This window comes from Pseudoalteromonas sp. A22, from assembly GCF_018141345.1.
GTDB lineage: Bacteria > Pseudomonadota > Gammaproteobacteria > Enterobacterales > Alteromonadaceae > Pseudoalteromonas > Pseudoalteromonas maricaloris.
The window spans coordinates 2695242-2708059 of the sequence record NZ_CP047238.1; the positions used below are offsets into that span (position 1 = coordinate 2695242).

12 protein-coding genes, 5 tRNA genes and 1 pseudogene are annotated in these 12818 nt (G+C 42.9%); 3 read left to right on the forward strand and 15 right to left on the reverse strand.

The features are described 5' to 3' along the window. Positions 1 to 201 precede the first annotated feature (201 nt). The 8 genes from clpX to GSF04_RS16960 form a co-directional block, all read right to left on the reverse strand. Positions 202 to 1485, reverse strand: a complete 1284-nt coding sequence (clpX, locus tag GSF04_RS16925; protein WP_010606725.1) for an ATP-dependent protease ATP-binding subunit ClpX — start codon at positions 1483 to 1485, stop codon at positions 202 to 204. 122 nt (positions 1486 to 1607) lie between these two features. Then, complete coding sequence (gene clpP, locus GSF04_RS16930) at positions 1608 to 2225, reverse strand: ATP-dependent Clp endopeptidase proteolytic subunit ClpP (RefSeq protein WP_010371147.1); 618 nt, start codon at positions 2223 to 2225, stop codon at positions 1608 to 1610. Between the two features lie 333 nt (positions 2226 to 2558). Then, positions 2559 to 3863: a trigger factor gene (gene tig, locus GSF04_RS16935; protein WP_010371144.1), complete on the reverse strand. Its 1305-nt coding sequence runs from the start codon at positions 3861 to 3863 to the stop codon at positions 2559 to 2561. A 277-nt stretch (positions 3864 to 4140) separates the two neighbouring features. Then, a tRNA-Pro gene (locus GSF04_RS16940) sits at positions 4141 to 4217 on the reverse strand. Between the two features lie 21 nt (positions 4218 to 4238). Beyond that, a tRNA-Pro gene (locus GSF04_RS16945) sits at positions 4239 to 4315 on the reverse strand. 19 nt (positions 4316 to 4334) lie between these two features. Beyond that, a tRNA-His gene (locus GSF04_RS16950) sits at positions 4335 to 4410 on the reverse strand. A 24-nt stretch (positions 4411 to 4434) separates the two neighbouring features. Next, positions 4435 to 4511, reverse strand: a tRNA-Arg gene (locus tag GSF04_RS16955). A 41-nt stretch (positions 4512 to 4552) separates the two neighbouring features. Next, positions 4553 to 4629 (reverse strand) — tRNA-Pro (locus tag GSF04_RS16960). Positions 4630 to 5049: 420 nt separating this feature from the next. On the opposite strand from GSF04_RS16960, the gene folD reads away from it, so the two are divergent. Then, positions 5050 to 5904 carry a bifunctional methylenetetrahydrofolate dehydrogenase/methenyltetrahydrofolate cyclohydrolase FolD gene (folD, locus tag GSF04_RS16965; RefSeq protein ID WP_010371140.1) on the forward strand — a complete coding sequence of 285 codons (855 nt, stop codon included), beginning with the start codon at positions 5050 to 5052 and terminating at the stop codon, positions 5902 to 5904. A 62-nt stretch (positions 5905 to 5966) separates the two neighbouring features. On the opposite strand, the gene GSF04_RS16970 is transcribed toward folD, so the two are convergent. From GSF04_RS16970 to prmB, 3 genes are read right to left on the reverse strand one after another with little or no spacing between them, the layout of a single operon-like run. Then, a complete protein-coding gene (locus GSF04_RS16970) occupies positions 5967 to 6398 on the reverse strand; it encodes a hypothetical protein (protein WP_069018585.1) in 432 nt (143 codons plus the stop codon). Between the two features lie 59 nt (positions 6399 to 6457). Then, positions 6458 to 7555 carry a chorismate synthase gene (gene aroC, locus GSF04_RS16975; protein ID WP_211857997.1) on the reverse strand — a complete coding sequence of 366 codons (1098 nt, stop codon included), beginning with the start codon at positions 7553 to 7555 and terminating at the stop codon, positions 6458 to 6460. Positions 7556 to 7602: 47 nt separating this feature from the next. Continuing rightward, positions 7603 to 8538: a 50S ribosomal protein L3 N(5)-glutamine methyltransferase gene (prmB, locus tag GSF04_RS16980; protein WP_211860050.1), complete on the reverse strand. Its 936-nt coding sequence runs from the start codon at positions 8536 to 8538 to the stop codon at positions 7603 to 7605. 96 nt (positions 8539 to 8634) lie between these two features. On the opposite strand from prmB, the gene smrB reads away from it, so the two are divergent. Continuing rightward, positions 8635 to 9186 carry an endonuclease SmrB gene (gene smrB, locus GSF04_RS16985; protein WP_010371129.1) on the forward strand — a complete coding sequence of 184 codons (552 nt, stop codon included), beginning with the start codon at positions 8635 to 8637 and terminating at the stop codon, positions 9184 to 9186. A 236-nt stretch (positions 9187 to 9422) separates the two neighbouring features. Further along, positions 9423 to 9665 carry a hypothetical protein gene (locus GSF04_RS16990; protein ID WP_045990797.1) on the forward strand — a complete coding sequence of 81 codons (243 nt, stop codon included), beginning with the start codon at positions 9423 to 9425 and terminating at the stop codon, positions 9663 to 9665. Between the two features lie 256 nt (positions 9666 to 9921). Here GSF04_RS16990 and GSF04_RS16995 read toward each other — a convergent pair whose 3' ends face one another. From GSF04_RS16995 to GSF04_RS23410, 4 genes and pseudogenes are all read right to left on the reverse strand, one after another. Then, entirely contained in the window at positions 9922 to 10527 is a 606-nt protein-coding gene (locus GSF04_RS16995) for a peroxiredoxin C (protein ID WP_010371125.1), read from the reverse strand. Between the two features lie 321 nt (positions 10528 to 10848). After that, positions 10849 to 11562 (reverse strand): fatty acid metabolism transcriptional regulator FadR, encoded by a 714-nt coding sequence (gene fadR, locus GSF04_RS17000; RefSeq protein WP_010371123.1) that lies wholly within the window; start codon positions 11560 to 11562, stop codon positions 10849 to 10851. A gap of 168 nt (positions 11563 to 11730) precedes the next feature. Then, positions 11731 to 12438 carry a hypothetical protein gene (locus tag GSF04_RS17005; RefSeq protein WP_249122407.1) on the reverse strand — a complete coding sequence of 236 codons (708 nt, stop codon included), beginning with the start codon at positions 12436 to 12438 and terminating at the stop codon, positions 11731 to 11733. Positions 12439 to 12541: 103 nt separating this feature from the next. Further along, positions 12542 to 12743 (reverse strand): annotated as a pseudogene (locus GSF04_RS23410) (GCN5 family acetyltransferase); the annotation flags it as partial. Between the last annotated feature and the right edge of the window lie 75 nt (positions 12744 to 12818).

The window sequence follows — 12818 nt, forward strand, 5'->3', positions numbered from 1 at the left end:
AAGTAGAGATCAATTTAACGGATAAAAAGCTTAGTTTTGACACTCAATTTATCGTGGTGGAATGTATAAAAAATTCCCCCTAAAAACTTGCCTCACTATTGCCCTTTATTGTTATAACAATTTGACTATATTGGTTTCTATCTGATGTGGACTAAGAAATAAAAAGGAGCGCTAGGCTCCTTTTTTCAATCTCATACTGAGCTATTCAGACGCCGCTTTTTCTTTACCGTTATTTTCGTAAATCATAATAGGGTCTGATTCGCCTTTGATCACCGTTTCATCAATGACGACTTTACTCACTTCTTCTAGTGAAGGAAGCTCATACATAGTATCAAGCAATACGCCTTCGACGATCGAACGCAGACCACGGGCACCCGTTTTACGCTCCATCGCTTTATGAGCAATCGCTCGTAGCGCATCTTCACGGAATTCAAGGTCAACACCTTCCATCTTAAATAGCGCCGCGTATTGCTTAGTGAGTGCATTCTTCGGCTCATTTAGAATTTCAATTAGTGCTTCTTCGTCCAGTTCGGTCAAAGTTGCAACTACGGGCAAACGACCAATAAATTCAGGAATTAAGCCGTACTTAACTAAATCTTCAGGCTCTACGTCTTTAAACGTTTCGCTTAATGAGCGCTCAGAGTCTTTAGATTTAACTTCAGCACCAAAGCCAATTCCAGTATTTTTTGTACTGCGCTGTTCGATGACTTTATCTAAGCCTGCAAACGCACCACCACAAATAAACAAGATCTTAGAAGTATCTACTTGTAAAAACTCTTGTTGCGGGTGCTTTCTACCACCTTGTGGTGGAACAGATGCAACCGTACCTTCAATCAATTTTAGTAGTGCTTGTTGTACACCTTCACCTGACACATCACGGGTAATCGATGGATTGTCAGATTTTCTTGAAATTTTGTCGATTTCATCGATATAAACAATACCACGCTGTGCTTTCTCAACGTCGTAATCACATTTTTGCAGAAGCTTTTGAATGATGTTTTCAACATCTTCACCCACATAACCGGCTTCGGTTAATGTCGTTGCATCTGCCATTGTGAATGGAACATCAAGTAAACGTGCAAGCGTTTCTGCTAGAAGGGTTTTACCACTACCCGTTGGACCAATTAGTAGAATATTACTCTTGCCAAGTTCTACATCACCCTTGCCGCCTTGGTTACGCAGGCGCTTATAGTGATTATAAACCGCAACAGACAAGACTTTTTTAGCGTGGTCTTGACCTATCACATAATCATCTAAGTGATTTCTGATCTCTTTTGGCACAGGTAATTTATCAGACGCGTCATGCTTAGGCGCAATATCTTTGATTTCTTCCCTAATGATGTCGTTACAAAGTTCAACGCACTCGTCACATATATAGACAGATGGACCGGCAATTAACTTACGAACTTCATGCTGGCTCTTACCGCAAAATGAGCAGTAGAGTAGCTTGCTATTCTTATCGCCGTCTGTTGGAGTGTCTGACATTCAGCTACCTCATTCAATTGCTGTTATCTCTAGATAACATCGTATTTCTTTTAACTATACCAAAGAAATTTGGCTTTGGCACAGTAGAAGCCGATGAATTCAACTCATCGGCTAATTCATAATCACTTAAGCTCTCGACGAGAGTGAACTGCATCAATCAGGCCATATTCTAGCGCTTGATCTGCAGTCATAAAGTTGTCTCTATCTGTGTCATGCGCAACCACATCATAAGGCTGACCGGTGTGTTCCGCCATTAAGCGATTTAATTTCTCTTTTATCGCTAAGATTTCGCGGGCATGAATTTCAAAATCAGAAGCCTGACCTTGGAAGCCACCTAAAGGTTGGTGGATCATCACACGAGAATTAGGTAAGCAATAACGTTTACCTTTAGCACCGCCAGATAGCAAAAATGCCCCCATACTCGCAGCTTGACCAACACAAACCGTACTAACGTCAGGCTTGATAAAATTCATCGTGTCGTAGATTGACATTCCAGCGGTCACAGAACCACCTGGCGAGTTGATATACAGGAATATATCTTTGTCAGGGCTTTCTGATTCCAAGAACAGCATCTGCGCCACGATTAGATTGGCCATATGGTCTTCGACTTGACCAGTTAAGAAAATAATACGGTCTTTTAGCAGTCGTGAGTAAATATCATAAGAACGCTCGCCTTTAGCCGTTTGCTCCACGACCATAGGTACTAACGCATTGATTGGATCGATCATACCATCATTCATGTTTTCTTATTCCTTATTAGCACAGAATCTATTGCCTATTCGCAGCAACTTTATTGGACTTAGCGCGGTCCATAAAAACATTCTGTGATCGGTGTTTAGGCTAATACTTCTTTGAGCGAATTGAAACGAGTAGATATAACTGTAGCAGTAATACTCAACGAAACCTGACTCGTAAAATAAGTATAGCTAATAAAATAAGCCATGCCTCAAGATATAAGTACTTAATGCTTCAATATCAAGGCCTAAAAACAAAAATGGCCCGAATTCTCTATTAGAGTAACTCGAGCCATTTAAACTTCAGCTTAGCTGTAAGTCAATGATTTCTTCAAAGACTTATTGAGCAGCCTGTGGATTCATGATGTCGTCGAATGACTTTTCAACATCAGAAACAGATGCAGCAGCAAGTACTGCTTCAACTGCTAGCTCTTCCATCGCAACGTTGCGCATTTGCTGCATTAGTTGATCGTTTGCTTTGTAGTATGCCACTACTTCACTTGGATCTTCGTATGCAGAAGCAACTGTGTCGATTAGTTCAGCAACTTTATCTTCATCAACTTTGATGTCGTTCGCTTTGATCACTTCACCTAGTAGTAGGCCAGTTTTCACGCGAGTTACTGCTTGCTCGTGGAATAGCTCAGCTGGAAGCTCAGGCATGTTTTGTGCGTTGCCACCAAAACGTTGTGCAGCTTGTTGACGAAGTGCATCGATTTCTTGGTCGATTAGTGCTTTTGGCACTTCAACTTCGTTAGTTTCTAGAAGACCTTTGATAGCTTGATCTTTCACGTTCGCTTTAACCGCTTGGTTTAGCTCACGCTCCATGTTCTTCTTAACTTCTTCTTTAAGTGCGTCAACGCCGCCTTCAGCAACACCAAACTTAGTTGCGAACTCGTCAGTTAGTTCAGGAAGCTCTTGAACTTCAACTTTCTTCACAGTGATTGTGAATTGAGCCGCTTTACCTTTTAGGTTTTCAGCGTGGTATTCTTCAGGGAAAGTTACGTCAGAAACAACTTCCTCACCTGCTTTTTTACCAACGATACCGTCTTCAAAACCTGGGATCATACGACCTTGACCAAGCTCTAGAGGGAAGTCTTCAGCTTTACCGCCTTCGAACTCTTCACCGTCGATTGTACCAACGAAATCAACCGTTACACGGTCTTTTTCGCCAGCTGCAGCATCGCTCTCAGTCCAAGAAGCGTGTTGCTTACGAAGTGTTTCAAGCATGTTCGCTAGGTCTTCATCCGTTACAGAAACTGCAGGCTTCTCAACCGCGATTTTGTCTAGATCTTTAAGTTCAACTTCTGGGTATACTTCAAAAGTTGCATCGAATTCTAGATCTTTACCAGCTTCTAGTGACTTAGGAGCAAAAGATGGTGCGCCTGCAGGGTTGATTTTCTCAGCAATGATTGCTTCGATATAGTTACGCTGCATCAGATCGCCAGCAACTTCTTGACGTACAGCTGCGCCGTAACGCTTAGTGATGATTGACACTGGAACCTTACCAGGGCGGAAGCCATCGATACGCTGTGTTCTTGACAGTTGTTGTAGGCGTTTTTTAACTTCAGTCTCAACGTTCTCTGCAGGAACGGTGATGGTCAGACGGCGCTCAAGGCCTTGAGTCGTCTCAACAGAAACTTGCATGATTTACCTCAATCTTCATTTTTGGGCGACAAAGCGCCTTCCTTACTAACAAGACAACCATCATGCTTTTTATGGGCCTTCGGCTAAATTGCCAAACTCTCCGTTGCATGTGACGCTTGTTGCCTGCCCTACGGGCACTACGTTAATTAATAGACGCGGCATTATAACCTATTCAACGACGGAGTCGAGCAATCAGGTTAAATAAATAGGCATATTGGTGCTAATTGATTAAAAGTTAGTAAATTTGAAATAAATGACTGAGATACTAGAGAGAAAGTGGTCGGCGATGCAGGATTTGAACCTGCGACCCCTTGGACCCAAACCAAGTGCGCTACCAAGCTGCGCTAATCGCCGAACATATATATTTTGTAGAAGTGGTCGGCGATGCAGGATTTGAACCTGCGACCCCTTGGACCCAAACCAAGTGCGCTACCAAGCTGCGCTAATCGCCGACTAATTTAGGCATGTAGATGGGGCGACTGATGGGACTTGAACCCACGACAACCGGAATCACAATCCAGGGCTCTACCAACTGAGCTACAGCCGCCACTACATGTGGATTAAAATAAGATGGCGCACCCTGAAGGATTCGAACCTTCGACCGACGCCTTAGAAGGGCGTTGCTCTATCCAGCTGAGCTAAGGGCGCAAACTCGTAAACATCTTCATGCTACTTTCTTATTTTAAAAGTGGTCGGCGATGCAGGATTTGAACCTGCGACCCCTTGGACCCAAACCAAGTGCGCTACCAAGCTGCGCTAATCGCCGACTGTGACCTTGGAGAACTAAGAACCTTTTTATCGGTGAGTCCTCGTTGGCAACGGGGTGCATAATAGTGATTTGCCCGAAGTAGGTCAAATATTTTTTTTAGTTTTTGTTTCAACTGCCTAATTTTGCCACAAATTGTTGATAAAACAGCTGACTTAAACAATTTTTGAACACTTCTTGTAGAACAGATCATGAAAACCTTTGCTTTTACGCAATGCAAACTTGGCGGACTGGCTGTTTTTTGAGAAAATAGCGGGCAAATGTCCTCCTTTGTAATAACTAAAGGGACATATAAATAGAGCGACCCCATTTTTCATCTCTATTAAGCAATCATTTCATCAATATATGAAAGTGCTTGTATAGAAGAATTTAAAGGCTCTATCATCGTTCAAGTTTTTTAACCCTTAATATAGGTCAATCATGACGGCAAACATCATTGATGGCAAAGCTATCGCGAAACAAGTTCGTTCTACTGTTGCACAACGAGTTCAAGACAGACTAGCGCAAGGTCTAAGAGCGCCTGGCTTGGCTGTGGTATTAGTAGGCCAGGATCCTGCGAGCCAAGTTTATGTTGGTTCAAAGCGTAAAGCCTGTGAAGAAGTCGGATTTGTTTCTAAATCTTTCGACTTACCAGGTGATACAAGCGAAGAGCAATTACTTGCGCTTGTTGATGAGCTTAATGCAGATCCTGAAGTTGATGGGATCTTAGTACAATTGCCGCTACCTGAAGGCCTAGACGCAGAAAAAGTATTAGAGCGTATTGATCCTCATAAAGACGTCGACGGCTTTCACCCATATAACGTAGGTCGTCTTGCCCAAAGAATGCCAGCACTGAGACCTTGTACGCCAAAAGGGATCATCACCCTACTCGACTCTACCGGTGTGCGTTATAAAGGCATGCATGCTGTTGTGGTTGGTGCTTCAAACATCGTTGGTCGCCCTATGTCACTAGAGCTGCTACTTGCTGGTTGTACTACAACCGTTTGCCATAAATTTACGCAAGACCTCGAAACCCATGTGCGTCGTGCCGATCTACTGGTTGTGGCGGTCGGTAAACCTGAGTTTATTCCGGGCGACTGGGTTAAAGAAGGCGCGATTGTCATCGATGTAGGCATTAATCGCTTAGAATCAGGCAAACTAGTAGGTGACGTGCAATACGACATCGCAGAACAAAACGCGAGCTTTATTACTCCAGTGCCAGGTGGTGTGGGCCCAATGACCGTCGCAAGCTTAATCGAAAATACGCTAGAAGCGTGTGAAAAATATCACAGCTAAACACTGTTAGTTTATAGCTATAATAAAAGCCTCTGTTGAGGCTTTTATTATTTTAAGCCTCACTAACTCATTAGCGTGTCCTTGTTCGCTTTGTTTTCTTCCTGAGTTACCGCTTCTCTCATCGCTTCTTGTAAGGCGGCCATCCGCTCTTCTAATTCTTCAGGTGAAATTTTTCCCTCAGCCGCAAGCTTTTCAAGTTCTGCCATTTTCTCTTTTAATTCGTCTATTTTCTCTTTATTTGCCCCTAAGCGGCTAAACATTACCGCTTCTCTCATTTTTTCGAGAAATGACTGATTACGCTCCACCACTTCATATTTATATGGCTCGTCGGCTTTATTATCGAGTACAGGGGATGATTGGGCTGCGATGTTAGCAGCCGCGACATAGTCTTGCTCCTGCGCAGCGGTATTAGCTCGTTTAGTTTGGGCAAGGCTTTGCTGCTCTGAAACGGACTCAGTGGTACGAATTGCGGAGTGGGTTTGGTAAGTGATCATGATTGCTCTCCTTGATTTGTCCAAGAAAAGCAATCACTGTGCCAGAATTAGCTTACTGGCTAGATATGACCAGGAATTGGCTTATGCGGCAAATTGACGTCTTGGTTTTGACCACGGTGACGTAATAAGTGATCCATGAGCGTAATAGCCAACATGGCTTCTGCGATTGGAATGGCACGAATACCAACACAAGGGTCATGGCGACCCTTCGTCACAACTTCTTGTGGTTGGTTGTGGGTATCAATACTCTGCCCCGGTACCGAGATACTTGATGTCGGTTTTAGCGCAATTGATGCGATAATATCTTGCCCTGTAGAAATACCCGCTAAAACGCCGCCTGCATGATTAGAAGTAAATCCCTGTGGCGTTAGCTCATCTCTATGCTCAGAGCCCTTTTGCTCAACCACATCAAAGCCATCACCAATCTCTACACCTTTTACGGCATTAATGCTCATCAAGGAGTGCGCTATCTCAGCATCCAAACGATCAAACACTGGCTCACCTAAACCAACAGGTACATTTTTCGCCACGACTTTTACCTTCGCGCCGACTGAATCACCTTCTTTTTTCAGCGTACGCATATATTCATCTAGCGCTTCTAGCTTAGATTCATCGGGAAAGAAAAATGGATTGTTTTCAACCGCTGACCAATCATAATGCTCGGCTTTAATCGGGCCTAATTGAGAAAGACAGGCATTGATTTCGATGTCATGGACTTGCTTGAGGTATTTTTTCGCGATTGCCCCTGCTGCAACCCTAATAGCAGTTTCACGTGCCGATGACCTGCCACCACCGCGATAATCTCTATGTCCGTATTTGTGCCAATAGGTATAGTCGCCGTGACCCGGACGGAACAAGTTTTTGATGTTTGAGTAATCTTTTGAACGTTGGTCGGTATTTTCAATCAACAATCCAATGCTCGTACCTGTGGTCCTGCCTTCAAACACACCTGAGAGAATTTTTATCTCATCGCCCTCTCGGCGCTGTGTTGTGTAGCGGCTTTGACCTGGTTTACGTCTATCTAAATCGATTTGTAAATCAGCTTCAGTGATCTCAAGCCCTGGTGGTACACCATCCACCACGCCACCAAGCGCGGCGCCATGGCTTTCACCAAAGGTCGACACCTTAAATAATTGGCCAATGCTATTGCCTGCCATCGTTTTTCCTCATTCCTAAATAGACGATAGAGAGCATTAGCTCCCTATCAGTTTTTAAAGTATTCCAATAGTTGTTGTTTGGATACGACAAAGACCCCTAAACCACCATGCTCAAAGTCTAACCAAGTAAATGGCGCTTCAGGAAATTGCTGCTCCATATGTACCATAGAATTGCCAACTTCGACAAATAACAAACCATCATCATTTAGATGATCGGCCGCTTCTGCCAGTAGTGTGCGGGTCACATCAAGGCCATCTTCTCCTGACGCCAAGCCAAGCTCTGGCTCATGATGGAACTCCTCTGGCAGATCTGACATATCTTCTGCATCAACATAAGGAGGGTTCGCTACGATTAAATCGTACTTTTGACCCGGTACACCACTAAATACATCAGATTGGATAGCAAAGACTCTGTCTTGCATCATATGCTGATTGATATTGTGATCAGCCACTTCTAAGGCTTCAAAAGAAATATCTACCGCGTCTACTTGTGCGCGCTCAAATGCTTTGGCCAATGCAATCGCAATACAACCAGAGCCCGTACACATATCTAAAATACGCGTTACTTTATTTGGTGCAGCTACCCAGGGGGAAAAATGTTTTGCGATTAACTCTGCAAATGGTGAGCGTGGTACTAATACGCGCTCATCAACATAAAACGGCATACCAGCAAACCAAGCTTGATTGGTTAAGTAGGCGACGGGAATACGCTGCTCGATACGTGCTTTGATAAACTCTATCAGATGCGCTTTTTCACTTTGCGTCATACGCGCATGCATGATTTCTTTGGGGGCATCAATTGGCATATGCAGCACCGGAAGCACCAAACTGACAGCTTCGTCCCAAGGATTATCCGTACCATGACCAAAAAATACCTCGTTACTCACAAACTGGCTCGCTGTCCAGCGTACCCAGTCCTGAATGGTATGTAAGTCTTGAAAGGCTTCAACGGCCATTTCTTCGGTAATAAGTGGTTGCGACATTTCCGTCATGATGACTCTCTAAAGATCAAACTATATGGCGCTATTGTAGCGGTTTTTAAGCTAGGTTTTTATGCTTTTTTTATTTAAAATGTCATCATGAACAGAGAATCTAACACTAATGCTGACCTAAATGACGATTTCGCGATGTTTCGTGAGTCTTTGAATGGTGTGAAACCCCTCAAACAAGATCAGGTGCAGCTCAAACAAAAGAAAAAAATTCAGAGCATTGAGCTGAAGCAACAAGTCAAGCAGCAGCAATCTGAGTTTTACTTTTCTGACGAGTATATTCCTGATATTGATACCTCGGGAACCATCAATTTCGTAAAGCCCGGAGCTGATCGCTATTTAGCAAAGCAGCTAAGGCGTGGTGACTACGCGCCCGAACTCATCCTAGATTTACACGGGCTAAATAAAGAAACGGTAAAACAAGAACTAGCAGCATTAATTCATGCTTGTAAGAAGCAGCATATTGCTTGTGCGTGCGTGGTGCATGGAATTGGTGAACGTGTGCTTAAACATAAAGTACCGCAGTATCTTGTCCAGCATCCAGATATACTGGCGATGCACCAAGCACCTTTAGAATATGGCGGTAAAGGGGCTGTATTAATCTTGGTTGATTTACCTGATGACCCTAACTTTGGCCGTTAATTCGGCCCAAACATTGTTCTTCATCCTTTCTTACTTCGCTTAATCCAGCCTTAATAAATTTAACTAAATCTTAGCCATTTCACCCATCCTGCACTGGTCAAATTCACCACCCCATTAACTCCCCTATACCAAGAAAAAATTAAAATACATAAAAATCAATAATATAAAAATTAAATTCATTTTGGCACAACCTTTGTAATAGTTATTGCGACTAACAAATTACAAGGAAACTTATTATGACTACTTTAGCGAAAATCACCATGACCACTTTACTGTTTACAGCAAGCATGACAACAACAGCTGCAGAAATTGATGCTTCATTACTTCAAGAAGTAAAAACCAAAGTAACGCAAGCTATCACTGAGTCAATCAAAGCGAATCTGGAAGAAATAAAAATTGAGACCAAACAGTCTTTAGAGAAAGCGTTTCAAACAACCAATAACAACGAGCAAGAAAAAAAGGAAGAGACTAATGATTAATGAACTCGAATTTCTGAGTCTGCTCGCAACTCCCGTGATCAGTTTATTTGCCGCTTACCTGAGCATTCAACTGATAAAATCACTGGGTCAGTTTATCAACTTTAACTAGCATGGCACTTGCTAAAGTAGGCAAGGTAGCCGAGTAGTCAAAGTTTTACCCTGAGAAAGCTATTGAGGTATCAGTAGCCATTAAAAAACCCGCCAATTGGCGGGTTTCTTTTTGATATCAGCGAGATATCATAAAGTCGACACTAAATTATAGTGCGCCTTCGTTTTCAGATAGGAACTTAGCAACACCTTCAGGGCTTGCATCCATACCTGCTTTACCTTCAGTCCAACCAGCTGGACATACTTCACCGTGCTCTTCGTGGAATGCTAGTGCATCAACCATGCGAAGCATTTCGTCGATGTTACGGCCTAGTGGTAGGTCGTTAACTACTTGGTGACGTACATTACCTTCAGCATCGATTAGGAAAGAACCACGGAAAGCAACACCAGCTTCTGGGTGTTCAACGTCGTATGCTTGACAGATTTCGTGCTTAACATCAGCGATTAGATCGTATTTAACTTGACCGATACCGCCTTCGTTTACTGGAGTGTTACGCCATGCGTTGTGTGAGAATTGAGAATCGATAGAAACACCGATCACTTCAACACCACGCTTTTGGAACTCTTCGTAACGCTTGTCGAACGCGATTAGCTCTGAAGGACAAACAAACGTGAAGTCTAGTGGGTAAAAGAAAACAACCGCTTTTTTACCTTTAATACGCTCGTGCAGGTTGTAGCTATCTACGATCTCACCGTTACCTAGTACTGCTGCTGCTGTAAAGTCTGGTGCCTTGCGGCCTACTAATACACCCATTTTTATCTCCAATAGTTAGGTTTATTTCCAATCTTATCTTGGTATCTCGTGTCGAGACCAAAATATCTTGTTCATAATATTGTGGCGTGCTTATGAAAAAACAACCCTAGCTAAATTCATAACCAAAGTCTCTTTGTCATTCTCACCGCCAAAAACTGCGCCTAGTGTATTTGGCAAGCGCCATAATTAACAATCGAATTTACCGATAGCACCAATCTATAAATTCGATGAGACAAAAATGCCTCCGCTCAAAATGCCATTCGGAGATCAAAAAAGGCTTCACGAAGAAGCCTTTTTAAGATGTCTATCACTCAGTGGACATTAGTCCATGATATTTTCTGGCATATCGCCGCGGATCTGCTGCCAAATTTCACCCGATTGGTGACCATACTTACGCATCAATGAAATAGCACCATCGTGTTCTTGATTTTCTGCCAGTTTGGTTAAATCTGCATAGAACTGTCTCGCCAGTCCTCGTGTTCTTGAATCAGAAAAGTAATGGCAACCAATTTTTGAGTATAACCCTCTGAAGCCATTTAAAATAAGCACATAAATTTTGTTTTGCCCAGCACCTGCCAGCTCATGGTGAACTTGGTAGTCATAATCGGCAAACGCTTCTGCGGTGTCTTCTAGCTCTTCATGCTTAGACAAAATATCGATAACACGCTGCGGATTGAATTTTATCGCCGCACGCGTATAGATAGCACTAATATTGGTACGCGCTGACAGCAGCTGATCGGTCAGCTCAGGCATCTTGTCTTCATCGAGACGCGCTAAGGTTTCTAATATATTAAGCCCTGACGTTTCCCAAAAGTTATTTACTCGGGTTGGCTTACCGTGTTGGATAGTCAACCAGCCATCTCGAGCTAGCCTTTGTAATACTTCGCGCAGTGTTGTTCTTGTTACACCAATGAGTTCAGAAAGCTCACGCTCAGCAGGTAGAATGGATCCCGGAGGGAATTCGCCGTTCCAAATTGACTCAACAATATATTCTTCAGCAAATCCAGCTGGGCTCTTGGCTTTGAAAATTCTCATCTCACACCACTTTATTATTACATCAATGCCTTGATTGGCAGGTTGTGCTTGTTAATCCACTGATTGTACCAGATGAAGCTCAACTAACAAGCTACAAATCACCCTAGCTGAAAATAGCCATGTTTAATGCAGGTGAGATTGTTACGCGGTGTGAGGCTTCGAACTCACTTAAGGCGATATAGACTTGGCCATAACGGGATCATCTTCGCTCAACACTGAGCTGTTAATGTAAACAAATTGCTCCTCATCAGACCATCCTGCCTCTGCTTTCATTTTGTATAACTCAAATGCTTCGTAGTACGGTTCGGTATCGTATTCGTTTTCTACCATTGCCCATGCTATCCAATGCGAAACGGTATAATCGCAACCAGCCAATTGGTATAGCGGCTCACTTAAAAAGAAAAGTGCTTCGTAACCTTCTCCACCACAGTGTTTCTTGATAATTTCAGACAGTGCATCATCTAAATGTATGGTGGGTGGATCCGCATTTTTAAACACTTCACACCTTAGCGTTCCACTGCCTCGATAAACACGACATTTCTCAGTGCAAGACTTTTCTCTATTTAACTCAATAAGTGCTTGATCGCCGAATGCTTGAAGCACAATCTCTACATTTTCATTGAGTTGATTTAGCTTGCTTAAGAGTGTTTCATCATCAGTATCTGTAGATTGCGGACACACTTTTCGGACTTCTTTCACTCTTTTAAGTATTCGCTTGCCATTTGGAAATATTGAAAAGCAGGCTTCGAGCTTTTCATCATCCAGTTTCCATATGTCGAAATGAAGAGCATAATCCTCCCTGATATCAGGCATTGAGTCAGTCGACTCTCCTAATACTTTTCTCCACTTCCTTTGCCAATGTTGTTGATTGCTCATATTGTTTTATATTTATTACGCCGCAACAGCGCTAAATTGTAGTGAAGTATTTTTGTATAGAAAGGCGGAGCTAACACAAAAATGCGTAACAGCGCTTCGCACGCTACTTGCAATGTGATGCACACTGATTGCTCGTGAGAGGGGTAAGTACATGATCTTCCCATTTACCGGCAATTTTAAGGTATTCATGCGCCAACCCTTCTTTCAAAACCCAAACGGTTTAGTAATTTTTCTGACCGCAAATTATAAGGCATGTAGTTTGCCATTCTGCGATGAAGTTTTAATGTGTGAAAAGCATAATCAATAGCAGTATTGCACATATTGAAAGCACCCAGAGAAATTCGCTCCCTACTTTTAAATCACAGAGCGAGCTTTATGCC

Bases quoted from the DNA above. Each gene is read 5' to 3' on its own strand.
- clpX (WP_010606725.1), bottom strand. From the start codon at position 1,485: ATGTCAGACACTCCAACAGACGGCGATAAGAATAGCAAGCTACTCTAC.
- clpP (WP_010371147.1), bottom strand. From the start codon at position 2,225: ATGAATGATGGTATGATCGATCCAATCAATGCGTTAGTACCTATGGTC.
- tig (WP_010371144.1), bottom strand. From the start codon at position 3,863: ATGCAAGTTTCTGTTGAGACGACTCAAGGCCTTGAGCGCCGTCTGACC.
- folD (WP_010371140.1), top strand. From the start codon at position 5,050: ATGACGGCAAACATCATTGATGGCAAAGCTATCGCGAAACAAGTTCGT.
- GSF04_RS16970 (WP_069018585.1), bottom strand. From the start codon at position 6,398: ATGATCACTTACCAAACCCACTCCGCAATTCGTACCACTGAGTCCGTT.
- aroC (WP_211857997.1), bottom strand. From the start codon at position 7,555: ATGGCAGGCAATAGCATTGGCCAATTATTTAAGGTGTCGACCTTTGGT.
- prmB (WP_211860050.1), bottom strand. From the start codon at position 8,538: ATGTCGCAACCACTTATTACCGAAGAAATGGCCGTTGAAGCCTTTCAA.
- smrB (WP_010371129.1), top strand. From the start codon at position 8,635: ATGAACAGAGAATCTAACACTAATGCTGACCTAAATGACGATTTCGCG.
- GSF04_RS16990 (WP_045990797.1), top strand. From the start codon at position 9,423: ATGACTACTTTAGCGAAAATCACCATGACCACTTTACTGTTTACAGCA.
- GSF04_RS16995 (WP_010371125.1), bottom strand. From the start codon at position 10,527: ATGGGTGTATTAGTAGGCCGCAAGGCACCAGACTTTACAGCAGCAGCA.
- fadR (WP_010371123.1), bottom strand. From the start codon at position 11,562: ATGAGAATTTTCAAAGCCAAGAGCCCAGCTGGATTTGCTGAAGAATAT.
- GSF04_RS17005 (WP_249122407.1), bottom strand. From the start codon at position 12,438: ATGAGCAATCAACAACATTGGCAAAGGAAGTGGAGAAAAGTATTAGGA.